This is a genomic window from Streptomyces sp., from assembly GCF_035563135.1.
In the GTDB taxonomy this organism is placed as follows: Bacteria; Actinomycetota; Actinomycetes; order Streptomycetales; family Streptomycetaceae; genus Streptomyces.
This window is the reverse complement of record NZ_DATMVN010000176.1, coordinates 1-22,707: the sequence shown is the minus strand read 5'-3', so window position 1 is coordinate 22,707 and position 22,707 is coordinate 1. Positions and strand designations below refer to the sequence as shown.

The following is a 22,707-nucleotide window of genomic DNA, read 5'->3' as shown; positions in this document are numbered from 1 at the left end:
CGCGGCTGTTCCGCACGGGGTGCACGCTGCCGGGGTGCGATCCGGCGGCTGTGGCCATGGCCGGTGACGACCGTCACATGGACGCAGGCGCGGCCGCCCTGGGCTGTGAGGTGCGTTCCGTGGACCGCCGGCCCGCGGCGGAGCGGCCCGGCGGGCTGTGGGTGCTCGGGCTGCCGGTACTCGCCGGGGAAGGGACGGGCACACCCCGCTCGTGAAGGATTCCAGGAGAAGGTGTGAGGGATATCCCTGCCCCTGAGGGGGGCCGGGGGCCCGGCGGGGGTTTAGCTTGGTGGACATGTCCCCGTATCCGAACCCGTCCGTCGCCGTGCGTCCCGCCTCAGTGGTCAACGAAGAGATCCGCACCCTGTGGCAGCGCTCCGGCGGGCTGCTGTCCCCGGACGACGAGGCCGAGTACCAGCGTCTGCTGGTGGAGTGGGCCGCAGCGGCGGGTACGAGCGTTCGTCCGGCCGTCTGAGCAGCCGGGCGGCGCGCGTTGCCGCGAATGGTTCCGGCGATCCCCCGCATCGCCGGAACCAGGGATACAGCATGTCCCCGCGCCGCCCACGGGTCAATGAGATAAACGTGCCCCGCCGGACGGGAACCGCCCGGCGGGGCGTTCTCTTCCACTCGCGGGAGAAACCGGTGGACCGGCGGTCGAAGCGGACCGTCGCCCATGCAGACCCCGGCCGCCAGGTCCATTCGACGGCGCAGCGGTGCTGTCGTGGTGCCCGGTGGTCCTTCGTCCTGGGAGGCGGCGGCGGGGCGAAGGCCGGAGCGGATCAGGGCCCTTCGCCGGTGGTGCCCGGGAAGCCCGGCGTACCGGCCGGGACGCTGTCGGCCGAGGGGGCCGTCAGCGCAGACCGAGGCGCTCGGCCTGCCGTTCCGCTCCGCCGAGGACGCTGTCGAGCAGCCCCGGGAAGAGGGCCTCCAGGTCCTCCGTCCGCACACAGCTCAGCTTGGCCGTGCCGCGGTAGAACTGGGTGATGACGCCGTTCTCACGGAGCACCCTGAAGTGGTGCGTGGCGGTGGACTTGGACACCGGGAGATCGAAGCGGGAGCAGGCCTGCTCGTCCGCCGCACCGGCCAGTTGACGCACGATGCGGAGCCTGATCGGATCGGAGAGCGCGTGGAGCACCCCCTCCACGCGGATCTCCTCGCGTGAGGGGTGGGCGAGTACGCGAGCGGCAGTCGTCGTCACGGTGGCTCCACTTCGCACAGGGGTCTCCATCGTACGAGGATCGTCGTAGTTTTATCCACGGTTCGCCACCACGAGCCGGACACGAGGGCTGCCGTCCGGCCTCCGGCCGAACTCCTCCAGGGGCAGCAGCCGCACCGCGAATCCGGTGTCCGTGAGGTCGTCCACCACACCGGCGAGCGGAAAGGTGCGGTAGTACATGACGAAGGGCGGGCGCCACAGCGCGTTGCGCACCCGCATGGCCAGATCGAAGCCGAGCAGCGACCAGTAGCCCGGGGAGCCCACATCGGGCGGCGCGCCCACCGGGAAGACGAACAGACCGCCCGGCCTCAGTGCCGCGTGCACCTGCCCGAACAGCCCGGGGCGTTCCTCCGGCAGGAAGTGGCCGAACGCCCCGAAGCTCAGGGCGAGGTCGAAGACCTGCGCGAACGGCAGCGACCGGGCGTCGGCCCGGACCCAGTCCACCGCCGGACCGGCGCCGTTCGCGGCGTGCGCGGTCCGGGCGACGTCGAGCATGCCGGCGCTGAAGTCGACGCCGGTGACCCGCTCCCCGCACAACGCGCGCAGCACGCCCACGCCCGCCCCTGTGCCGCAGCAGACGTCCAGGCCCCGGCCGAACGGCCCGAGGGGCCGCACCGCGTCGGCGACGGCTTCGAGCACCCGGTCCGGGGTCCGGTAGGGCGTCAGATCGAACTTCGGGGCGAGCAGGTCGTAACCGTGCATCGTCGAGGAGAGCGCCTGGACGGCCAGTTCGCGCAGTGTGGGGCCCTGGGGAGTGAACATCGCGGCTCAGCGTACCGACAGAGGCGGTGTCACACCGCCCGGTCGTACTGTTCGGGCGTCCGGACGTCCCCGCCGAGTTCGCGCGACGCCTTGCGGGCGAAGTAGGGGTCGCGCAGCAGTTCGCGGCCCAGCAGGACGGCGTCCGCGCTGCCGTCGGCGAGGATCTTCTCCGCCTGCACCGGGTCGGTGATCAGCCCCACGGCTGCCACCGGGAGGCCGGTCTCGTTGCGCACCCGCTCGGCGAAGGGCACCTGGTAGCCGGGTCCTGCGGGGATCCGCGCCTTCGGCGCCAGGCCGCCGGTGGAGACGTCCAGCAGGTCGACGCCGTGCGCGAGCAGTTCACGTGCGAAGCGGACGGTGTCGTCGGCGGTCCAGCCCTCACGCGGGTCGTCCGTGTTCTCGGACAGCCAGTCGGTGGCGGAGATGCGGAAGAACAGCGGGAGATCCTCGGGCCACACGGCGCGCACGGCGTCCACGACCTCCAGCGCGAGGCGGGTGCGGTTCTCGAAGGAGCCGCCGTAGGCGTCGGTGCGGTGGTTGCTGTGCGGGGAGAGGAACTGGCCGATCAGGTAGCCGTGTGCCCCGTGGATCTCGGCGACCTCGAAGCCCGCGTCGAGCGCCCGGCGGGCGGCGTCGGCGAACTGCCGCACGACCTGCTGGATGTCCTCGATGCCGAGCTCGGCAGGCACCGTGTGGGACTCGTCGTACGCAAGGGGGCTCGGGGCGACGGGCTTCCAGCCCTCGGGGCCGCCGGCGCCGAGGGGGGTCCCGCCGCGCCAGGGGCGGTCGGTGGAAGCCTTCCTCCCGGCGTGGGCGAGCTGGATGCCCGGGACGGTCCCCTGGCCGGCGAGAAATCCGGTGATCCGGCGGAACGCCTCCACCTGGCGGTCGTTCCAGATGCCGAGGTCCGCGGGGCTGATCCGGCCCTCCGGACTGACGGCGGCGGCCTCGACGAGGATGAGGCCGGTTCCGCCGGCCGCGCGGGCGCTGTAGTGGGCGAAGTGCCAGTCGTTGGCCGTGCCCGTGCCGGGTCCGGAGACTTCCGCGCTGTACTGGCACATCGGGGCCATCCATATGCGGTTGGGAATGTTCAGCGACCGCAGGGCGTAGGGCTCGAACAGTGCACTCACAGGGGACTCCGGTTCCTCGGGACGCAGCGGGCGAAGTGGCGGCCCGGGTACGCCGGGCCGCCACTTCGTACGAGATTCATCGTACTACGAGATTTAACGTAATACGACAATCATCGAAATACGGGCCGCGCGCACGATCCCCCTCATCCCCCCGGCCGCAGCCGGCGGCGGAGCCGGACGGCGGCGTCCGCCCCGTACATCTGGCTCCAGCTGCGACCGGCTCCTGATGTCCAGGTCACCTGTACGTCGGCCCCGACCGTCCTGACGGCCTCCACCGTCATCAGCCGGTCCCCGTCCCGTACGTCGCCGCGCCGCAGCTCGCACGCCCTGACGGTCACGGGATCCGCCGACCGCGCGTTCTCCGCCTCGCCGGCCGCCGCGACGAGCGCCGCGGCCAGCTCCCTGGCCGCGGCCGGGGAACAGGACCAGGAGGCGTGCGCCGCGGGCCCCTCGATCAGGATTCCGACCTGGAGGGGCCCCTCCGCAGGCCCGGGGGCCACCTCCAGCGTCGCACCGCCCCCCTCGGTGTCCCGGATCTCGATACTCATCCCTGCCGCCTCCTCGTCCCGCTCCGGTCAGCCGATCCGGAGACTCTCCGGCGGGCCCAGATAGCTGGGCTTGAGGCCGCCGGTGTCCACCACGAGGTTCTGGAGTACCACGGTCGGGTCGGCCATCCAGAATTTCAGCACGTGGACCCCCGCCCGGCCGATGTGGTGCACGGTGCCGGTGCGGTTGACGTTGTCCGAGGTGTTGCGGGCCCACTGCGTGTTCATGGTGCCGTCGTCGGCCCCCGTGACCGCGGTGATGTCGACGGACTGCGGTACGTCGTCGTCGAAGGAGACCGCGTAGGTGAGCCCGTCGGCCGCCAGGGCGCTGTTACGGGGCGAGAGGTACGCCCAGACGGTGACCGGGCCGGTGGTGAACAGGCTGACCCGGTACTCCAGCCGGGGCCCGCGGCCGCCGGGGGTCTGCCGCGCCGCGGTGACCGGGAAGGGCTCCATGCCCGATCCGGTGCGGCCGATGCCCGGGATGCGGCGCCAGGAGATTCCGCCGCGGCCGACCGCCCGGTGGAAGTGGTCGGCCTCGATGGAGACGTATCCGTTGGCCTCGACGAACCCCCTCAGCTGTGCGCGTGCCGTCCTGGGCCGGTCGATCACGGCACGGACGACGACCTCGCTGCCGCCGGGGCCCGACACGGTGACGGGAACCCGTGTGACGCCCTGCGGGGCCCGCGACCAGTCGACCCGGAAGGTGACCCGGGTCTGGGCGTCCACCCGGCCCCGCGTCCGGTCGGCGATCAGCCAGGAGGCACCCGTACGGATGCGGAAGCCGAAGGGTTCGGTGCCCCGGTTGAACACCTCGACGTACTGGGCGGGCTGGCTCTGGTACGGGCTGAAGACCGGCAGGACCGCTTCGCCGGTCTCACCGGCCCCCGGCCACCAGTGGGTGGAGCCGTCGACGGCCACGCCCATCTCGGCCACGCGCGGGAGTTCGATGCGCCGGACGGCGGGAAAGATCTCGTCCGCTATCGCCACGTCGTCCAGCTCGGGCTGCTGCCAGGGGGCGTTCGGGCCGTAGCGGTCCACATCGCCGTAACCGATGTGCGGCTGGGTCTGGAAACCCTTCCACTTGCCGCTGGCCACCTCGGTGTTGAAGCGCCGCGCCAGGGCGAAGTCCTCGGCCAGCCCCGCCTCGGCGGTGGCCGCGAGCTGGTTGGTCAGGGCCCGGCCCTGGGGTGCGTAGTGCAGGTTGGTGAACTCCGCCTCCCGCAGGGCGTACAGGTTGGCGGTGGCCCGGACGGCGTATCCGACGAGCTCGTACCAGGCGTCCTGGGCGGATGCGGGCAGGCTCCGCCGGACGCGTTCCGCGGACGCGTCCAGGCGCTGCCAGTCCTCGGTGACCCGCTCCAGCTCGCGGTAGTCGACGATGCTGAAGGGCGTGGCCCGGTCGTCGTAGACGACGGCCGAGGAGTCCGTCGCCGGGTCCTTGGCCGGATCGAGGGTGATCTTCCGGTTGAGCAGCTCGGGCTTGCGGCGGGACTGCAGCCGGGCGTACGTCCGCAGGATCCCGGCGATCTCCTCGGCCTGCCGCTCGCCGAAGTTCTGCGCGGCGTAGTGCTCCTCCCACTCCGGGAGGGCCTCCAGGGGCCAACGGCCGGGGTCCCAGGCGTATTCCAGGAAGAACTGGGTGGACAGTTCGTTGCCTTTGAGATCGCCCGCATTGGCGACCCAGAGACCGCGGTTGCCGTAGGCCGCGCTCTGGTGGAGCTGGTCCCACATGTTGGGGAGCGAGGTGGTGTCGACCCACTTGTAGTTGCGCCCCACCCCGACGTAGTCGAAGTGGTAGTAGAGGCCGTAACCGCCGCTGCGGGCATCGTGTTCCAGGTCCGGGAGCTTGCGGACGTTGGCCCAGTTGTCGTCGGTGAGGACGACGGTGATGTCGTCCGGGACCCTGAGTCCGCGGTCCCAGTAGTGCTGGACCTCCTTGTAGAGGGTCCACACCTGCGGGACCGCGTCCGGTGCGCCGAGTTCCTCGGCGAGGATCTCGCGCTGGGTGGCGATGATCTCGGTCATCAGCTCGATGCCGTCCCCGTCCGGCAGGCTGACGTCACCGTTGCCGCGCATGCCGAGGGTGACCACGCCCTCGAAGTCCTCGTCCGCCATGCGGCGGATGCCCTCCCGCCAATAGGCTTTGACCGCCTCGGCGTTGCGGCGGAAGGACCACTCCCCGGTGCCGCCGTACGGATCGTGGCCGGGCTCGGTGATGTTTCCGGCACTGTCGCGCACGGCGGCGACGGCGTGCCTGTTCCACTCCTCGATCCCCCGCATCATGGGCGCCTCGTGCGAGGTCCCCATGACGACTCCGTAGGCCTTCGCGGTGGCGTGGTTCTCCGGGTCGTCCTCGGCGAAGGCACGGCCCCAGACCGCCGGCCAGAGGTAGTTGGCCTTCAGCCGCAGCATCACTTCGAAGACCTTGGCGTGGAAGGCGGCGTTGAAACCGCCCTCGAAGCCGGGTGCCTTGCCGGGTCCGAAGTAGGCGGGGGCCCAGGTGCCGAGCGCCGGGTTCTCGTCGTTGATGAAGAACCCGCGGTATCTCACGGCGGGGGTGCCCTGGCTGTGCAGGCCGGGCAGGACGTACAGCGCGTCCCGGTGGACGGGGGTGACGTCGTCCCACCAGTACCAGGGCGAGACCCCGATGCCCCGGGAGACGTCGTACACCCCGAAGATCGTGCCGCGCTGGTCGCTGCCCGCGATGACGAACGCGCGGTCCACTCCGGGCAGCGGCTTCTCCACCACTGTCTGGAGGCTGGTCTCCCACTTGCCCTGGATCCCTGAGACCTTCAGCCTGCCGGCCTCGATCAGGGCGTCGATCAGCGGGCTGCGGCCGATGGTGCCGACGAGGACGAGCTCACGGCCGCGTGGTGCCGCCTCGCGTGACAGGGCCGGGCGGACGCCGCTGACACGTTCGATGTCGTCCTGAAGGTCACCCGCCACCCGGACGACGCCCTCATGGTCCTTGTCGCTGACCACGATCGGGGCCGCCCTGCCGCCCGCGACCAGGGGAAAGGCTCCGGAGCGGGGTCTGAAGGAGATGTACGCGCCGGGGTCGGCGGGCCGGAGGGCGGGTCCTCGGCGGGGCTGGGTGGCAGCGGCCTCCCCCGTCAGCCCCGTCAGCGGGCCGAGCGGCGTCGCCGCCAGGGCGGTGATCCCGATACCGGCCCCGAGGACCGATCTGCGGCTGGTGTGCTTGTCCATGTCCCTCTCCCATTTTGTTCACACGCATGACAAATTGGACGGGTGCGAGCCCTCGGCAGGCGGCCGGCGGGGCCCTACGGCTTCAGGTCGGTGGCGCCGGGTGTCGCGGCGGCCTGCCGGCCGGCCCCCGGCGCCGGTTCCCCGCCTTCCCCCGGGGCGGACGAGAGTGCGGCGACGATCGCGTCGGCGGTGTCGTCGGGCTCCGGCGTGATCAGACCGACGACGATGTACACCACCAGTGACGTGGCCAGCGGTGTGACGATCACGAGCGTCTGGTCCGTGCTGTCGAGCACGAACTTCACGAAGAGGTATCCCAGCAGCCCCAGCGCCCAGGAGGACAGTGCGGCCCGGGGCCCGAACCGGCGGAAGGCGGGCAGCAGCCCCAGGAGCATCGGGATCGATATGGGGCCCATCACGGCCGCGACCAGTCCGACGATGATGCCGAGCACACCCCCGAAGTGATCGGCCTGGATCGCGATGATCATGCTGACGCCGATGAAGACGACGGTGCACACCCGGGCGACGAGCAACCCGGTCGCCGGGGACAGGTCCCTGGCACGGCGGACGACGGCGGGGATGATGTCGCGGGTGACGACCGCGGAGACCGCGTTGGCGTCCGAGGAGGCCATCGCCATGGTGTGGGAGAACATCCCGGCCAGCGTCAGCCCGACGAGCCCTGCGGGCAGGTACGACTCCGCCATCAGGGCGTACACCTTCTCCGGGTCCGCGATGTCCGGCAGCAGCACGGCCGCGGCTACGGGCGGGAAGAGCAGGACGGCCGGCCAGACCACGTACAGCAGGGCGGAGAGCCCGGCCGAACGCCGTGCGGCTTCCGGGGAGTCCGTGGCCATGTACCGCTGGGCCAGGTTCCACATGCCGCCGTTGTACTCGAAGAGCTTCACGACGACGTACGCGCCGAGGAACGTCGCGGTGTACGGGCCGACGAGCGGCTGCCCGTGCCCCTCGGGCAGCCTGTCCCAGATGGTGCCCAGACCCGCCACGCCGTCGCCCAGGCGGTCCAGTACGACCCAGAGCATGGCGAGTGCGGCGGCTCCCTGGATGACGAACTGCCCGAAGTCGGTGAGCGCGTCGGCCCACAGGCCGCCCACCGTGCAGTAGAGCAGCGTGACGATGCCGGTGATCAGGATGCCCGCGGTCATCGGCATGCCGGTGAACACGTTGAGCAGTACGGCCACGGAGGCCCACTTGGCGGCCACGTCGAACACCTTGAGCAGCGCCCCGCTCCAGGCGAGCGCCTGCTGGGTGGGCACGTCGTAGCGCTTGGCGAGGTATTCGAGGGGCGAGGCGACCGCGTAGCGTTTCCGCAGCCGCTGCCAGCGCGGGGCGAACAGCCATGCCCCCACCGCGGTGCCGAACGCGAGCGGCAGGAAGGCCCAGACGTAGACGGTGATGCCGTAGCTGTAGGCGATGGCGGCGTACGCGACGAACACGGCGGCGCTGTACCCGGACATGTGGTGGGAGATGCCGGAGAGCCACCAGGGCATCCGGCCGCCTCCGGTGAAGTAGTCGCTCACATCGCCCACACGGCGGTGCGACCAGAGGCCGATGAGCAGCATCACCAGGAAGTAGCCGCCCAGGGCGGCCCAGTCGAGCGGGGCCATCAGAACTCCTCGATGTGCGTACGTGACCGGGGCGGCCGGCGGTGGACCGGCGGTCCGGCCGTTACCAGCGGGGCGTCTTCTTCTCGTAGGAGGGGTCGATCCGCCGCATGTAGCCGGTGTCGTCCCGGTTGCGCAGTCCGCACGCGATGTACTGCTCGTGCAGCCGGGCGAGGGCGTCACGGTCCAGTTCGACGCCGAGCCCCGGGCCGCGGGGGACGCCTACCGCCCCGTCGGCGAAGGAGAGCGCGCCCGGGACCACCACCTCCTCGGTCTTCCACGGCCAGTGGGTGTCGCAGGCGTAGGTGAGATTCGGCGTGGCGGCCGCCAGATGGGTCATCGCGGCCAGGCTGATGCCCAGGTGCGAGTTGGAGTGCATCGACAGCCCCATGCCGAAGGTGTCGCAGATTCCGGAGAGGAGCCTGGACCGGTGCAGGCCGCCCCAGTAGTGGTGGTCCGACAGCACGACCCGCACCGACCCCCGCTCGACCGCGGGCGCCAGTTGGTCGAAGGCGACGACGCACATGTTGGTGGCGAGCGGAAGGGGCGTCCCACGCGCGACCTCGGCCATCCCGTCCAGACCGGGCGTCGGGTCCTCCAGGTATTCGAGTGCGCCCTCCAGGCGGCCGGCCACCTCGATCGAAGTGGCCACGCTCCAGGCCGCGTTGGGGTCGAGCCGCAGCGGTACGCCGGGAAAGGCGTCGCGCAGGGCGAGGACCGCCTCGATCTCCTCCGCGGGCGGCCGCACACCGCCCTTGAGTTTGATCGCCGAGAAGCCGTACCCGTCGATCATGCGGCGGGCCTGGGCGACGATGCCTTCCGGGTCCAGGGCTTCGCCCCACCCGTCGGGGTCCGCCCCGGGGTGGGCGGCCCATTTGTAGAAGAGGTAGGCGCTGAAGGGGACCGCGTCCCGCACGGCGCCTCCGAGCAGATCGCTGACGGGGCGGCCCGCCGCCTTTCCCTGGATGTCCAGGCAGGCGACCTCGAACGGGGAGAAGACCCGGTCCACGAGGCTGCTGGTGGTGATCATCCCGGTGAGCCCGGACCCGCCGGGCCCGTCGTCGCCGGCCAGGGCCTCGGCCACCTTGCGGCGCATGGCGCCGAGGGCGTACACGTCCATGCCGGTGACCGCCTCCGAGGCTGTCCGCAGCCGGCGCAGATGTCCGTCGTCCGCGTACGTCTCGCCGAGGCCGACCAGGCCGTCTCCCGTGTCCACCTCCACGACCGCCCGCAGCGCGAAGGGTTCGTGCACACCGACCGCGTTCAGCAGTGCCGGGTCACGGAAGGCCACCGGAGTGATGCGCACTCCGGTGATGGTCCGGAGGTCCGTCGTCATTCCTTCGCCTCTTCCGTACCTGTGGGGTGGGGTGGTTCAGCGCCGGCCCGCGGAGAGTGCCAGGGTCTGGCGCAGGGTGCTGTAGGCGGGCTTGGGGGCGTAGTTCTCGTCGAAGATGTTGGCCGCGCCCTGGCCGGGGAAGGTGTCCGGGACCCAGGAGTAGGCGTCGGTGAAGCCCCAGACGGTGAAGCTGTCGCAGCGCGGGGTGAGGAGGCAGCCCCGCAACAGGACGCCGTAGCCCTCGGCCTGCGCTTCGAGCTCCGTGCTGTCGGCCGGCACCGGGATCCGGACGTCGGCCTCGGTGACGGCGGTCTCCAGGCCGAGACGGTCGAAGCGCAGCATGTTGTCGGCGATGTCGTGCGGTGCGCTGTACTGGACGCCCAGGTGGCCCTGGATCCCCACGCCGTGGACCGGCACGCGCTGCTTGCGCAGCTCGGTGACCAGTTCGTACAGAGCCGTGCTCTTCGCGTTGACGCCTTCGACGTTGTAGTCGTTGATGAAAAGCCGGGCCCTGGGGTCCGCCTCGTGGGCCCAGCGGAAGGCATCCGCGATGTAGCCGGGGCCGAGCTTCCGCAGCCAGATGCTGTCCCTCAGCGTGCCGTCGTCGTCGAAGGCCTCGTTGACGACGTCCCACTGCCAGATCCTGCCCTTGAAGTGCGTGACCTGGTCGGTGATGTGCCGGTGCAGGATCTCCCGCAGTTCCTCGGCGGTGAAGTCGCCGTCGTTCAGCCAGGCGGGCAGCTGGCTGTGCCAGACCAGCGTGTGGCCTCGAACCAGCTGCTTGTTCTTCTTCGCGAAGTCGACGAGTGCGTCGGCGGCGGCCCAGTCGTACGTGCCCCGCTGCGGCTCGACCGCTTCCCACTTCATGACGTTCTCCGCGGTGACGGAGGAGAACTCCCCCGCGACCTCGGCCCGGTAGGGCGCGTCCTCGGCCAGCGCGGAGGTGTCGACGGCCGTCCCGATGCGCAGGCCTGCCTTCTGACCGAGGGTTCCGAGGGTCTGCGGGGCCGCGCCGTGCTGCTTCCCGCTGTGCCGGCCGTCGCCGTCAGCGGCGGCGGAAGCGCTGGTGAGGGTGAACGCGGAGACCAGGAGGACGGCGGCCGCGGAGCCCACCGCGATCGAGCGAGTTGCCTTGAACATGACAGATCCCTTTCCGTGCGGGCGCTCGTCCGCGGAGCCGCGGGCCGAGCACGCCGGTGGCTTTCGAAAGTTTCGACATCGCCCCGCACACCTCTCCACGGGCGCGCGGGGCGGGCGTGCGGGGCGGGCGTGCGGGGCCGTGCGGCCCCCTCACCTCACTTCTGCGCGACCAGCGAGTCGACCGTCGCGGCGCACACCATCCGGCGCCGGTGATCGACGGTGCGCTCGGGTCCGGTGAGGCGCAGCCGTACGGTGTGCCGGACATCGGCGGCGTCGCTGGACGTGGCGAAGCGCAGCTCCAGGTCACCGGGTTCGACGATCCGGCGCCCTCCGGCCCCGGTGAAGGAGACCAGATCCGGATGGAAACGGAAGGTAACCCTCCGGGACTCCCCCGCGGCCAGCGGCACCCTGGCGTACCCGATCAGCCGCACCTCGGGGCGTGTGGTCTGGGCGACCGGATCGTGGACGTAGAGCTGGACCACCTCGGCCCCGTCGCGGTCACCGGTGTTGCGGACGGTGACCGTGAGGTCCGCCTCCTGGTCGGTGGGGAGTTCGGCCGGCGCATCGGCCCCCGCCTCCCAGGCGAACGAGGTGTACGAGAGTCCGTGGCCGAAGGGATGGAGCGGAGTCGGGTCCAGATTGCTGACCCCGTTCGCCCGGCCCAGCGGTGGCTGCAGATACGTCCACGGCTGGCCGCCGGGGCCGGCGGGCACCGACACCGGCAGGCGCCCCGAGGGGTTGACCCGTCCCGAGAGCACACCGGCGAGCGCCGGCCCGCCCTCCTCACCGGGGAAGAACGCCTGCACACAGCCGGCCAGCCGGTCCGCCCGTCCGCCGAGCGCGTACGCACGGCCGGTCAGCAGCACCAGGACGACCGGGGTGCCCGTCGCGAGCAGCGCGTCCAGCAGCTCGTCCTGGAGACCGGGCAGCGCCAGGTCGGCCGCGTCACAGCCCTCGCCCGAGGTACCGCGGCCGAACAGCCCGGCCCGGTCGCCGAGCACCGCCACACAAACATCGGCCCCGGCCGCGAGTGCCGCCGCCGCTTCGATCCCGGAGGCATCCGGACCGTCCACGTCGCAGCCCCGCGCGTGGTCGACGTCCGCGCCGGGGAACTCCTCGCGGAGCGCCTCCAGCACCGTCGGCACCTCGATGCCCATCGGCACCTCGGGGTGCTGGACACCGACGTGACTGGGGAAGGAGTAGCAGCCGAGCATGGCCAGCGGGTCGTCGGCGCGAGGTCCGACGACGGCGATCCGGCCGGTGCCGCTCAGCGGGAGCACACCTGCGGGGTTGGCCAGCAGGACACAGGACCGTTCTGCCAGCAGCCGGGCCAGGGCCCGGTTCCGCGGCGGATCGAGGTCCACCGTGCCGCGCGCCTGCTCCGGATCCACCCCCTTCAGCACGGCGGGCAGGGCCGGCCCGCCAGGATCGAGCAGACCCAGCCGGCACTTCTGCAGCAGTACGCGGTGCAGAGCACGGTCCACCAGGTCCTCGGCCACAAGACCGTCGCGGACGGCGGCGACCAGCGCGTCGCCGTAGCTGCGTACGGTGGGCAGCTCCACGTCGACGCCTGCCGTCAGGGCGAGGCGGGCTGCGTCACCGCGGCCCTCGGCCACCTTGTGCAGGGTTTCGAGGAAACCGATGCCGAAGTAGTCGGCGACGACCGTGCCGGTGAACTCCCAGGTGTCCCTGAGGAGTCCGGTGAGCAGGGCCGGGTCGGCGGCGACCGGGACCCCGTCGATCTCGGCGTACGAGTGCATCACCGAGCGGGCGCCGCCCTCACGGACCGCCATTTCGAACGGCGGCAGGATCACGTCGGCCATCTCCCGGGCGCCTGCCCGGACCGGGGAGAGATTGCGGGCCCCGGCCGACGCGGAGTAACCGGCGAAGTGCTTGAGCGTGGCGACGACGCCGGAGGACTCCAGGCCCCGTACGTACGCCGTACCGATGGTGGCGACCAGGTAGGGATCTTCTCCGATGGTCTCCTCGACACGGCCCCAGCGCAGGTCCCGCACCACGTCGAGGACCGGGGCGAGGCCCTGGTGGACACCGACCGACCGCATGTCGCTGCCGATCCGGTGTGCCATCTCGGCGACCAGCTCCGGGTCCCAGGCCGCGCCCCAGGCGAGCGGGACGGGATAGGCGGTCGCGCCCCAGGCGGTGAACCCCGCCAGGCACTCCTCATGGGCGAGCGCCGGGATACCGAACCGGCCCGCCTCGGCGATCCTGGCCTGGGCGGTGGCGAGCGAGACGGCGCCGACGCCCGGGTCCACCGGAGCGGTGCCGAACGGCCGGGTGAGCTGGCCGAGCCCACGGGTGGTGATCTCCTCGAAGTCGACCGGATCGACCATGTCGTTCTGATGCGGTGCGACTCCGTCGCCCTCCGCATCGGCGCCCACCCAGATTCCGTACAGCTGGGCGGCCTTCTCCTCGAGCGTCATCCGGGCCGCGAGGTCGGCCACCCTCACCTCGGGGCTGAGCGAAGGGTCGCGCCACGGGCCGTCGACGGCGGGGGGCGGATCGGACTGTCGGGCCGGCGGGGCGGGGTGGATTGCCATGGCGGCAGGAGTTCCTCTCATGAGTGCGGTGGTCCGGGGCGGCGTCGGTGCGCTATTTGCCGCCCACCCCCATCAGTCCGTTGATCAGCGCCCGCCGGGCCACGAGGTACACGGCGAAGATGGGTATGACGGAAAGGACGACGGCTGCCAGTACCGCGGGGATGTTCACTCCGAACTGGCTCATGAAGTTGAACAGCCCCAGCGTCAGTACGCGCTGCTCCTCCGACTGCGTCAGGATCAGCGGGAACAGGAAGCCGTTCCACGCCTGCAGGGCCGAGAAGATCGCCACCGTGCTGATCCCGGCCCTGGACAGCGGCACCGCCAGCTGCCAGAGCATGCGCACGGGCGAAGCACCGTCGAGGGCCATCGCCTCGTACATCTCCTCGGAGACGTCGCGCATCGTGCCGCTGAGCACGAGGACCGCGACGGGCATCGCGAAGGCGGCGGTGGGCAGGATGATCGCCCACAGGGTGTCGTACAGCCCCATCTTGCCGATCATCAGGTACAGGGGCACGATCACCGCCTGCGCGGGGATCGCCACACCGAGCAGGAAGGTCCGGAAGGCGAGCGACGAGAGGCGGCTGCGGGTGCGCACCGCCACGTACGCCACCGGAACGGAGAGCACCAGAACGATGGCGACCGTGGCCACCGCGACGATCGCGGTGTTGCCGATCAGCGCGAGGAACCCGCTGTCCAGCACGAAGCTGTAGTTCTCGAGCGTCGGATCCGTGGGAATCGCCAGCGGGTCCCCGTCCAGGGCCTCGTCCTGCCGCATCAGCGAGGCGGAGACCAGCGTGTAGAGCGGCACCAGAACGATGACCAGCCAGATCAGCGAGCCGATGCCGGCCACGGGGTTGCCCGGGGACCTGCGCCGGCGGACCGGGCGGCCGCGACGCGGCGGGCCAGGTGCTCTGAGCTGCTGCGCCGAAGCGGGGCGGGTGTCGATCGACATCTCGTCACATACCTTCCCGGGTGGACCGCATGGACCCGAAGCCGCTGAGGCGGACCATGATCAGCGAGATACTGGTGGCCACGACGACGAGAGCCGTGGCGACGGCCGCCGCATAGCCGAGGTCGTAGGTCTGGAAGCCGGTCCGGTACATCAGGTAGGGCAGGATCGTCGTGTCCGTGCCGGGACCGCCCTTGGTCATGATGAGCACGGTGTCGAAGTACGTCAGCGAGCCGACGATCATCAGGATCGACGAGGTCGTGATCGTGTGGCGCAGCTGCGGCAGGGTGATGTGGAAGAACTGCCGCACCATGCCCGCTCCGTCGATGGAGGCGGCCTGGTAGAGGACCTCCGGGATCTGCCGGGCGCCGCCCTGGTAGATCAGCGTGTGGAAGGGCATGAACTGCCAGCCGCCGACGAAGGCCACGACGAGCAGCGCGCCGGTGGACGACCCCATGACGTTGGGGTCGATGCCCAGCCAGGGCCCGATCGTCTGGATCACGCCGAAGTTGGGGTCCAGGAGGGCGCGGAACAGTATCGCGATGGCGGTGGTGGAGAGCAGCAGCGGGACGAAGAAGATCGCGGACAGGAACGCACGGCTGCGCTGGCGGCCCGCGGCCCATACGCCCAGCAGCAGGGCCACCGGAGTCTGGAAGGCCCAGCTGATCGTGGTGAGCAGGAGGCTGAGCCAGGCGGCCTGGCCGAACTCGGAGTCGTTGAACAGCCGGGTCCAGTTGTCCAGACCCGTGAAGGTGGGGGAGTTGAGCCCGTCCCACTCGGTGAAGGAGAGGTAGACGGCGATCGCCAGGGGGACGATCGCGAAGACGGCGAAGAAGAGGATGCCGGGGACGGCCCAGGCGAGCGGCGGGCGGCCGGCGCTGCCGACGGCCGCCTTCCTGTCTCCGTGCCTCTTCGCGACCGGGGTGTGGTGGGACATCGTTACTTTGCGGCCTTCATCGCTTCGACGAACTGCTCGGGGGTCGTCTTGCCGGCGAACAGCTTGCTGATCTCCGTGAGCAGTGGTGTGGCGTACTGGGCTTCGAGTGCCTGGTCCCACGAGAGAGTGAAGCTCGGGGCCTTCTGCACCATTTCGTACTGGTCGGTGGCGAACTGCGGGTTGGGGGAACCGCTCAGCATCGAGGCCGCGTTGGACGTGGTGGGAACGTCACCGTTGTCGACGAGGGCCTGCGCGTAGGTCTTCGAGGCCATCGTCTTCAGGAACGCGATGGCGGTGTCCTTGTGCTCGGTCCGGGCGTTGACGGACCAGTAGTTGGTCGGGTTGCCGACGATGTTCGCCGGGTCGCCGACCCCGCCCGCCACCGTCGGGAAGGTGGTCCAGCCGAGGTCCTTCTTGGCGAATTCGGGGGCCTTGCCCAACTGGGTCGAGTACTCCCACGAGCCCATGAGGTGCATCGCGGCCTTGCCCTTGCTGAGCAGGGTCGGCGCGGCTCCGCTGCCGTAGTCCACGGAGTTGAAGTTCTTGCCGAAGGCACCCTGGTCGATCAGTTCCTTGACGGTCCGGGCCGTCTTGAGCACCGCGGGGTGGCCCCAGCCGTCGGTGTCACCGTCCTGGATCTTCCTGAAGACCTCCGGGCCGCCGATCCGGTCCAGCAGGTACTCCATCCACATCAACTCGGGCCACTTCTCGGCGCCACCGAGCGCGAAGGGGGTGATGCCGGCGGCCTTGAAGGTCCTGATCGCCGCCTGGAGGTCTTCCCACGTCTTGGGCGGCTCGATCTCGTGTTCGGCGAAGAGGGCCTTGTTGTAGAAGAGCATCACGGGCTGCATGCCGCGCATGGGCACGCCGTAGATCTTCCCGTCGAGGCTGCCGGCCGTCATGATCGAGGGAATGAAGCCGTCCTTGAGGGTGGCGTCGTTCTTGACCGTCGACGTGAGGTCGACCAGGTCCTCGGAGTCGACGTACGGCTTGATGGAGCCGCCGCCCCAGTTGTAGAAGACGTCAGGAGCGTTGGGCGAGCCCATGGCGCTGCGCAGCTTGTTCACGTAGTCGACGCCGGGAACCGGAACCAGCTTCACCTTGACCTTGGAGGTCTTGTTGAACGTCTCGACCGCCGCCTGCTGAACCTTGACCGCGTCGTCCCCGTAGACGTAGGCGGTGATGGTTCCGCTGTCGCCGCCGCTGCTCCCCGATCCGCAGCCGGCCAGCACACCGGCCATGACCATCGCCGCGCCCGCCGCGGCCCATCTCGTCGTACGTGTGCCCTGAGTGAATATCCCCGACCGCATGACCGCATCCTCTGTCGAATGTTTCGGCTTGCTTTTCGAATGTTGCCGGAACCGTACGGTCGCGTTTCGGGCCAGTCAAGAGGGCAGGAGCAAGGATTTATGAACCCCGCCCGGCCGCCTTTTCCGGGTACCGGGGGAGCTACGATTCGTGCATGAGCCCTGCAAAGGTCCAGCCCCCACAGGAGAAGGCGTCCGCCGACGAGTCGTCGGAGAGCACCGCCACGCTGGCAGAGATCGCCCGAGCGGCCGGAGTGTCGGCTCCGACAGTTTCGAAAGTGCTGAACGGACGCGCCGACGTCGCCCCAGGCACACGCGCGCGGGTCGAGGAACTGTTGCTGCGGCACGGATACCGTCGCAGGCGCGGCGCCTCCCAGCAGTCCCAGCTCATCGACCTCGTCTTCCACGAGCTGGACAGCGCCTGGGCGATGGAGGTCGTCCGCGGCGTCGAGAACGTCGCCAGGGAGGAGGGCCTGAGTCTGGTCCTCTCGGAGAGCGCCGGCCGGCTCACCCCCGGCCAGACCTGGGTGGACGGCGTTCTGGCCCGGCGTCCGGCCGGAGTGATCCTGGTGCTCTCGGACCTCGACGCGGCGCAGCGTGCCCAGCTGACCAGCCGCTCCATCCCCTTCGTCGTCGTCGATCCGGCGGGGGACCCCGGCGACGACATCCCGTCGGTGGGGGCGGCCAACTGGCAGGGGGGCCTGGCCGCGACCCGCCATCTGACGGGTCTGGGCCACCGGCGGATCGGTGTCATCGGCGGGCCGACCCGCATGATGTGCAGCCGCGCCCGGATCGACGGTTACCGCGCCGCCCTGGAGACCTCGGGTGTGCCGATGGACCGCGAGCTCGTCCGGGAGAGCGAGTTCAACCATGAGGGCGGCTATACGGCGGCCCTGGAACTGCTGCGTCTGCCGGAACCGCCGACCGCGGTCTTCGCCGGGAACGACCTGCAGGCACTCGGCGTCTACGAGGCCGCGCGCGAGCTGGGGCTGCGGATTCCGGAGGACCTCAGTGTGGTCGGTTTCGACGACCTGCCGCTCACCCGCTGGATCGGCCCGCCGCTCACCACGGTGCGCCAGCCGTTGATAGAGATGGCTGAGACCGCGGCCCGCCTGGTGCTCGACCTGGGCCGGGGCAGGCAGCCTGCGACCACCCGGGTCGATCTGGCGACCAGTCTGGTGGTCCGCAGCAGTACGGCCCCGCCCGCCCGGTGAGGAGACGGCTCGTGGCTTCCGGCGGCTCGTGACTCCCCGGCGGCTCTCGACTCCCGACGTTCGGACGGCCCGCCTCCTGCTGACGCCGTGCACGCGGGGGGACGAGGAGGCGTCCGTCGCGCTGTTCCAGGACGTGCGGGCGTCCTGGTGGATGGGCGAGGGCCCCTCCACTGGAGCCGGGGACCGCGCCCTCTTCGGACGGGTCTTCACCGATGTGTACGCGCGAGGGCTCTTCGATGCCTGGGCGGTCCGCGAAGACGGCGGCATGGCGGGCCGTGCCGAGACCAAGCCCGCCCCGGCGTCCGGCGGGCACGGGATCGTCCACGCGCTCGCGCCGGCTGCATGGGACGGGCTGGGCACCGGACTGGCCGGGGCTCTCGCCGGCCACGGGGCCGTTCCACTCGGTCTGCGGGAGGCGCATGCCACGGTCGCCGCGGAACACGGGCCTTCCCTCGCTCTGCTGCGGCGTATCGGTTTCCGGCACGTCCGGGACATCCGGGAGGCGGACGGGAGCACGGCCCGGCTGCTGACCCGCACGCGTGAACGGACTCCGCGGCGGACGCCCGGAAGCCCGCCGCGGCAGGCGTACGCCCCCGACTGCCTTGTCCCGTGGCTTGCACCCTTGCCATGACCGCTGTGACCTGGGGTGACATCACATCTGTCCGCCACTGTCAGTGGTCGGGTGCAGACTGACCCCATCCGGTACAACGGCGTCTCGGGAGGTTCTGTCATGACCGATGTCCTGCTCACTGTCGGTACCCGCAAAGGACTCTTCATCGGCCGCAGACACGGCGGCTCCTGGGAGTTCGGCGACGCTCATTTCAACGCCCAGGCGATCTACTCGATCGGGATCGACACCCGCGGACAGGCTCCCCGGCTCCTGGTCGGCGGCGACAGCGCGCACTGGGGGCCCTCCGTGTTCCACTCGGACGACCTGGGCGCGACCTGGGTGGAGCCCAGGCAACCTGCCGTGAAGTTCCCGGAGTTCACCGGGGCGTCGCTGGAGCGGGTGTGGCAGCTGCACCCCGCCGGCCCGGAGGCCCCCGGCGTCGTGTACGCGGGGACCGAGCCCGCGGCGCTGTTCCGTTCGGAGGACCGTGGCGAGTCCTTCGAGCTGGTCCGCCCGCTCTGGGAGCACCCGACACGGTCCCGGTGGGTCCCGGGCGGAGGTGGCGAGGGGCTGCACACCATCCTGACCGACCCGAGGGACGCCGGAGCGGTGACCGTCGCAGTCTCCACCGCGGGAGTGTTCCGCACCCAGGACGGCGGCGAGCGCTGGGCACCGTCCAACAAGGGCGTCTCCGCGGTCTTCCTGCCGGACCCGGACCCCGAGTTCGGCCAGTGCGTGCACAAGGTGACCCGGGACGCGGCCGACCCCGACCGGCTCTATCTGCAGAACCACTGGGGCGTCTTCCGCAGCGACGACTGCGGGGAGCACTGGAAGGACATCGGTGCGGGCCTGCCCTCGGACTTCGGCTTCGCCGCCGCCGCGCACCCCCATCACGGCGGCACGTTCTACGTCTTCCCGATCAACGCCGACGCGGACCGTGTTCCCGCCGGGCGCCGCTGCCGGGTGTTCCGTACGCAGGACGCGGGTGAGACCTGGGAGCCCCTCACGCGAGGTCTTCCGGATGGTGACCACTACGGCACGGTGCTGCGTGACGCACTCTGCACGGACGACGCCGATCCCGCCGGTGTCTACTTCGGCAATCGCAACGGCGAGGTGTACGCGAGCGCGGACGACGGTGAGAGCTGGCAGCAGCTGCTCTCACATCTGCCCGATGTGCTGTGCGTGCGGGCGGCGGTGCTCCACTGACCGCCGCCACCCGCTCGGCCGGTGGCGGCGGGGCGCTCGCCGCGGCTGCCTCTCGCGACGCCCGGCTCGAGCCGGCGGGTCCGGCGTGCGCGCTACGGCCGGGCGTCCAGCCGGTGCTGCAGCGAACCGTCCGGGCCGAAGACGTCCATCGGACAGCCCTCGTCCAGCGAGAGTCCTTCCCCGCGTTCGAGGTAGCCGGCGACCGGCTCCTTCAGCTCCTCGAACGTCCGGGCACTGTTGTCGGGGTCACGTGTCCACACGACCAGCACGGGCACACCGTCAGGCCCGTCGCTCCTCTGGATTCCGTAGACCGTCTGCGCTCCGCCTGCGGCCCGGTACCGCTCCGCCACCTGCGCGGCGGCACCGGGCGCGACCGTGGCCGTGGGGCCCGCAGTGGCGAGGGCCCGGCCGGGGTCTGCCGCCTCCTCGCCGGTGCAGCCTGAAAGCAGGGCGATCGCTCCGGCACCGACGAGGACAGCGGCACTGATGACGCGCTTCATGGCGAAAGCTTCGCCGTCCCCGGGCCGGGCCGACGGTGTTCCGCGCAGCCGTTGTCGTTCTGTCACATGATGTACGCGCCGCGGGTCGGCCACGTCGGCACCGCACAGGCACACATGCCGGTGCGGGCACCGCTTACGGCAGACGCCAGTCCACCGGTTGTTCCCCTGCGCGCACCAGGAATTCGTTGGTACGGCTGAAGGGCCGCGAGCCGAAGAATCCGCGGTCCGCCGACATGGGGGAAGGATGAGCGGATTCGACAGCGGGCAGGTCGCCGAGGAGCGGCCTCACGTTGCGTGCGTCGCGTCCCCACAGCACGGAGACCATCGGCCTGCCCCGCGCGGCCAGGGCACGGATGGCCTGCTCGGTCACTTCCTCCCAGCCCTTGCCGCGGTGGGCGGCGGGCTTGCCGGGAGCCGTGGTCAGCGCCCTGTTGAGCAGCAGCACGCCCTGTTGCGTCCAAGGCGTCAGGTCGCCGTTGGAGGGCCTGGGAAGGCCGAGGTCGCTGTGCAGTTCCCTGAAGATGTTCTCCAGACTGCCCGGCAGACGCCGGACGTCGGGTGCCACCGCGAAGCTGAGCCCGATGGCCATGCCCGGGGTCGGGTAGGGGTCCTGACCCACTATCAGGACGCGCACCTCGTCGAAGGGCTGCTGGAAGGCGCGAAGAACGTTCTTCCCCGCCGGCAGATAGGTGCGGCCGGCCCCGATCTCCGCACGGAGGAAGTCCCCCATCGCCGCGATCCGGCCAGCCACGGGCGCCAGCGCCTCGGCCCAGCCGGGCTCCACAAGTTCACTCAACGGTCGTGCTGCCACAGCCGTCACCCTATCGTCCTACAGGCCCGGATGATCACGCCGTCCCCACCGACCGGGGCCGGGCGGTAGGGTGCCGCTCGTCGTCAGTCCTCCATCCTCGGAGTCCGTCCATGAAGGCGCACAGGCGTTCGCCCGCAGACGGCGCTGTCCTGGCTTCAGATGACCGGGCCGGCCCCCGCCCGGCCGCCCGGAGTCTGCCGTGACCGCCACCGCCCCGGGCGCGTTCGCCCTCGGGGTGGACTCGGGCGGTTCAGGGCTGCGGGTAGCGATCGGGCCGGTGGAGGCGGGGCACCCGGTGCTCACCGCTGTCTGCGCGGAACCGGTACGGACGGGCGCCGCCGGCATCGACGCCGGGCATCTGCTGGAGCAGTTGCTGCCCGCCGTGCGCCGGCTGCTGGAACAGGCGGGACCTGCGGCGGTCGTCGTCGCCGCGGCGATCGGGGCCGCGGGCATGGCGACCCTCGGCGGACAGCTGCGCGCCCGGCTCCCCGAGGCGCTCGCGGACGCGCTGGGTGTACGACGGGTGGCACTGGCCGCCGACGCGGTGACGGCGTACGCCGGTGCGCTGGGACAGCGGCCCGGAGCAGTCGTCGCGGGCGGCACCGGCATGATCGCGCTCGGCACCGACCTCAGGACGTGGCGGAGGGCGGACGGCTGGGGCCATCTGCTGGGCGACAGCGGCGGCGGCGCCTGGATCGGGCGGGCGGGACTCGACGCGGCGATGCGGGCCCATGACGGCAGGCGGGGTGGATCGCCGGTGCTGCTCGCACGGCTCGAAGCTGTCTTCGGACCGGCCACCGGCCTTCCCGGCCTGCTCTATCCGCGCACGGACCGTCCCGCACTGCTCGCATCGTTCGCACCCGAGGTCGGGGCCTGCGCGGCCGACGACGAGGTCGCCGCCGGGATTCTCCGCGAGGCGGCGGCGCATGCCGCCGAGGCGGCGGCCGCGGTGTGCCCCCGTTCCGGCGGCTGTGAAATCGCTCTGACCGGAGGGCTTTTCCGCATGGGTGAGCCCTTGCTCGGGCCGCTTCACAGGGAGCTCGCCCGGCAGGCCCCTCAGGCACGCGTGGTACCGGCGCAGGGTGATCCGCTGCACGGTGCCCTGGAGATCGCCAGAGCCCTCGCCGGCGCGGGGCTGCGACTGCCGCCCCACCCCTCGCTGCTGTTCGTACCGGGAGTAACATAGACGATTCGAGCGCTCATCCGCCCGGACGGAGCGGGCCAGTCACCCGCTTTGCGGCTCAACAGACATATACGGACAGATGACGCCTTGCCGCCCCCTCCCCGAACAGAGGGGCCCACAAAACCAGTAGCATGCGGCGCCATGAGCACCCCCACTGGGCCCGCTTCCGGCCTGCCTGTACGAATGCCGCGACCTCGCCAGTCCGGACGGCACCGCCGCCCGGAGCCCGTGGTCGCACCTGAGGGCGCTGCCGCGCTCGTTCTTGCCGTTCCCGGTACCCCTTCGTCGGCCTCGCGCAGCCTGGCCGAGGAAGTGATCAGTATCGCCCGTTCCGAGCTGCCCGGCCTGAACGCACGGATCGGCTATCTCGACGGCGATGACGCCGAATACCCCGCGCTCGCCTCCGCACTCACTCACGCCGCCTCCGAGCGCGTCGCGCGCTACGAGCAGGTCACTGCCGCGGGCCGCGAGGTC

The 22,707-nt window shown here is 71.1% G+C and carries 19 protein-coding genes and 2 pseudogenes; 7 read left to right on the top strand and 14 right to left on the bottom strand.

Features of this window, described 5'->3' with window-relative positions:
• Positions 1-215 (top strand): annotated as a pseudogene (locus tag VN520_RS07465) (hypothetical protein); the annotation flags it as partial.
• Between the two features lie 80 nt (positions 216-295).
• Positions 296-475 carry a hypothetical protein gene (locus VN520_RS07460; RefSeq protein WP_325746059.1) on the top strand — a complete coding sequence of 60 codons (180 nt, stop codon included), beginning with the start codon at positions 296-298 and terminating at the stop codon, positions 473-475.
• 375 nt (positions 476-850) lie between these two features.
• Here VN520_RS07460 and VN520_RS07455 read toward each other — a convergent pair whose 3' ends face one another.
• The 12 genes from VN520_RS07455 to VN520_RS07400 all read right to left on the bottom strand — a co-directional run bounded on the left by VN520_RS07455 (position 851) and on the right by VN520_RS07400 (position 16,649).
• Complete coding sequence (locus VN520_RS07455; protein WP_414719790.1) at positions 851-1,228, bottom strand: ArsR/SmtB family transcription factor; 378 nt, start codon at positions 1,226-1,228, stop codon at positions 851-853.
• Between the two features lie 21 nt (positions 1,229-1,249).
• Entirely contained in the window at positions 1,250-1,978 is a 729-nt protein-coding gene (locus tag VN520_RS07450; RefSeq protein WP_325746057.1) for a class I SAM-dependent methyltransferase, read from the bottom strand.
• A 29-nt stretch (positions 1,979-2,007) separates the two neighbouring features.
• The gene (locus VN520_RS07445; protein WP_325746056.1) at positions 2,008-3,108 is read right to left on the bottom strand and encodes an NADH:flavin oxidoreductase/NADH oxidase; all 1,101 of its coding nucleotides are present in this window, start codon (positions 3,106-3,108) and stop codon (positions 2,008-2,010) included.
• A 143-nt stretch (positions 3,109-3,251) separates the two neighbouring features.
• Positions 3,252-3,656: a hypothetical protein gene (locus VN520_RS07440; protein WP_325746055.1), complete on the bottom strand. Its 405-nt coding sequence runs from the start codon at positions 3,654-3,656 to the stop codon at positions 3,252-3,254.
• 27 nt (positions 3,657-3,683) lie between these two features.
• Positions 3,684-6,863: a glycosyl hydrolase 115 family protein gene (locus VN520_RS07435; protein WP_325746054.1), complete on the bottom strand. Its 3,180-nt coding sequence runs from the start codon at positions 6,861-6,863 to the stop codon at positions 3,684-3,686.
• Positions 6,864-6,937: 74 nt separating this feature from the next.
• Positions 6,938-8,485, bottom strand: coding sequence for a sodium:solute symporter family protein (locus VN520_RS07430; protein ID WP_325746053.1), 1,548 nt, complete (start codon positions 8,483-8,485; stop codon positions 6,938-6,940).
• 61 nt (positions 8,486-8,546) lie between these two features.
• Positions 8,547-9,818 (bottom strand): glucarate dehydratase family protein, encoded by a 1,272-nt coding sequence (locus VN520_RS07425; RefSeq protein ID WP_325746052.1) that lies wholly within the window; start codon positions 9,816-9,818, stop codon positions 8,547-8,549.
• 36 nt (positions 9,819-9,854) lie between these two features.
• Positions 9,855-10,958, bottom strand: coding sequence for an endo-1,4-beta-xylanase (locus VN520_RS07420; protein WP_325746051.1), 1,104 nt, complete (start codon positions 10,956-10,958; stop codon positions 9,855-9,857).
• A gap of 155 nt (positions 10,959-11,113) precedes the next feature.
• Positions 11,114-13,516 carry a glycoside hydrolase family 3 N-terminal domain-containing protein gene (locus tag VN520_RS07415; RefSeq protein WP_325746050.1) on the bottom strand — a complete coding sequence of 801 codons (2,403 nt, stop codon included), beginning with the start codon at positions 13,514-13,516 and terminating at the stop codon, positions 11,114-11,116.
• Between the two features lie 52 nt (positions 13,517-13,568).
• On the bottom strand, positions 13,569-14,468 hold the full coding sequence (locus VN520_RS07410; RefSeq protein ID WP_325746049.1) for a carbohydrate ABC transporter permease: 900 nt from the start codon (positions 14,466-14,468) through the stop codon (positions 13,569-13,571).
• A 4-nt stretch (positions 14,469-14,472) separates the two neighbouring features.
• Complete coding sequence (locus tag VN520_RS07405; protein WP_325746048.1) at positions 14,473-15,402, bottom strand: sugar ABC transporter permease; 930 nt, start codon at positions 15,400-15,402, stop codon at positions 14,473-14,475.
• A gap of 2 nt (positions 15,403-15,404) precedes the next feature.
• Positions 15,405-16,649 (bottom strand): extracellular solute-binding protein, encoded by a 1,245-nt coding sequence (locus tag VN520_RS07400; RefSeq protein WP_325746061.1) that lies wholly within the window; start codon positions 16,647-16,649, stop codon positions 15,405-15,407.
• A 215-nt stretch (positions 16,650-16,864) separates the two neighbouring features.
• Between VN520_RS07400 and VN520_RS07395 the strand changes: the two genes are divergently transcribed.
• The 3 genes from VN520_RS07395 to VN520_RS07385 all read left to right on the top strand — a co-directional run bounded on the left by VN520_RS07395 (position 16,865) and on the right by VN520_RS07385 (position 19,739).
• Entirely contained in the window at positions 16,865-17,923 is a 1,059-nt protein-coding gene (locus VN520_RS07395) for a LacI family DNA-binding transcriptional regulator (protein WP_325746047.1), read from the top strand.
• 28 nt (positions 17,924-17,951) lie between these two features.
• A complete protein-coding gene (locus tag VN520_RS07390; RefSeq protein ID WP_414719788.1) occupies positions 17,952-18,554 on the top strand; it encodes a GNAT family N-acetyltransferase in 603 nt (200 codons plus the stop codon).
• 99 nt (positions 18,555-18,653) lie between these two features.
• Positions 18,654-19,739 carry an exo-alpha-sialidase gene (locus tag VN520_RS07385; RefSeq protein WP_325746046.1) on the top strand — a complete coding sequence of 362 codons (1,086 nt, stop codon included), beginning with the start codon at positions 18,654-18,656 and terminating at the stop codon, positions 19,737-19,739.
• 92 nt (positions 19,740-19,831) lie between these two features.
• Here VN520_RS07385 and VN520_RS07380 read toward each other — a convergent pair whose 3' ends face one another.
• Together VN520_RS07380 and VN520_RS07375 are read right to left on the bottom strand one after the other, a co-directional pair.
• Positions 19,832-20,239, bottom strand: a complete 408-nt coding sequence (locus VN520_RS07380; protein WP_325746045.1) for a hypothetical protein — start codon at positions 20,237-20,239, stop codon at positions 19,832-19,834.
• Positions 20,240-20,372: 133 nt separating this feature from the next.
• Positions 20,373-21,050: a uracil-DNA glycosylase gene (locus tag VN520_RS07375; RefSeq protein WP_325746044.1), complete on the bottom strand. Its 678-nt coding sequence runs from the start codon at positions 21,048-21,050 to the stop codon at positions 20,373-20,375.
• A 199-nt stretch (positions 21,051-21,249) separates the two neighbouring features.
• Here VN520_RS07375 and VN520_RS07370 point away from each other — a divergent pair, with 199 nt between their 5' ends.
• The gene (locus VN520_RS07370) at positions 21,250-22,236 is read left to right on the top strand and encodes an N-acetylglucosamine kinase (protein WP_325746043.1); all 987 of its coding nucleotides are present in this window, start codon (positions 21,250-21,252) and stop codon (positions 22,234-22,236) included.
• A gap of 138 nt (positions 22,237-22,374) precedes the next feature.
• A pseudogene (locus VN520_RS07365) lies at positions 22,375-22,707 on the top strand (hypothetical protein); the annotation flags it as partial.

What these genes read in the sequence shown, in the direction of transcription:
- VN520_RS07410 (WP_325746049.1), bottom strand. Translation starts at nt 14,468, where the DNA reads ATGTCGATCGACACCCGCCCCGCTTCGGCGCAGCAGCTCAGAGCACCT.
- VN520_RS07405 (WP_325746048.1), bottom strand. Translation starts at nt 15,402, where the DNA reads ATGTCCCACCACACCCCGGTCGCGAAGAGGCACGGAGACAGGAAGGCG.
- VN520_RS07435 (WP_325746054.1), bottom strand. Translation starts at nt 6,863, where the DNA reads ATGGACAAGCACACCAGCCGCAGATCGGTCCTCGGGGCCGGTATCGGG.
- VN520_RS07415 (WP_325746050.1), bottom strand. Translation starts at nt 13,516, where the DNA reads ATGGCAATCCACCCCGCCCCGCCGGCCCGACAGTCCGATCCGCCCCCC.
- VN520_RS07385 (WP_325746046.1), top strand. Translation starts at nt 18,654, where the DNA reads ATGACCGATGTCCTGCTCACTGTCGGTACCCGCAAAGGACTCTTCATC.
- VN520_RS07425 (WP_325746052.1), bottom strand. Translation starts at nt 9,818, where the DNA reads ATGACGACGGACCTCCGGACCATCACCGGAGTGCGCATCACTCCGGTG.
- VN520_RS07380 (WP_325746045.1), bottom strand. Translation starts at nt 20,239, where the DNA reads ATGAAGCGCGTCATCAGTGCCGCTGTCCTCGTCGGTGCCGGAGCGATC.
- VN520_RS07440 (WP_325746055.1), bottom strand. Translation starts at nt 3,656, where the DNA reads ATGAGTATCGAGATCCGGGACACCGAGGGGGGCGGTGCGACGCTGGAG.
- VN520_RS07400 (WP_325746061.1), bottom strand. Translation starts at nt 16,649, where the DNA reads ATGGTCATGGCCGGTGTGCTGGCCGGCTGCGGATCGGGGAGCAGCGGC.
- VN520_RS07460 (WP_325746059.1), top strand. Translation starts at nt 296, where the DNA reads ATGTCCCCGTATCCGAACCCGTCCGTCGCCGTGCGTCCCGCCTCAGTG.
- VN520_RS07455 (WP_414719790.1), bottom strand. Translation starts at nt 1,228, where the DNA reads ATGGAGACCCCTGTGCGAAGTGGAGCCACCGTGACGACGACTGCCGCT.
- VN520_RS07430 (WP_325746053.1), bottom strand. Translation starts at nt 8,485, where the DNA reads ATGGCCCCGCTCGACTGGGCCGCCCTGGGCGGCTACTTCCTGGTGATG.
- VN520_RS07420 (WP_325746051.1), bottom strand. Translation starts at nt 10,958, where the DNA reads ATGTTCAAGGCAACTCGCTCGATCGCGGTGGGCTCCGCGGCCGCCGTC.
- VN520_RS07395 (WP_325746047.1), top strand. Translation starts at nt 16,865, where the DNA reads ATGAGCCCTGCAAAGGTCCAGCCCCCACAGGAGAAGGCGTCCGCCGAC.
- VN520_RS07450 (WP_325746057.1), bottom strand. Translation starts at nt 1,978, where the DNA reads ATGTTCACTCCCCAGGGCCCCACACTGCGCGAACTGGCCGTCCAGGCG.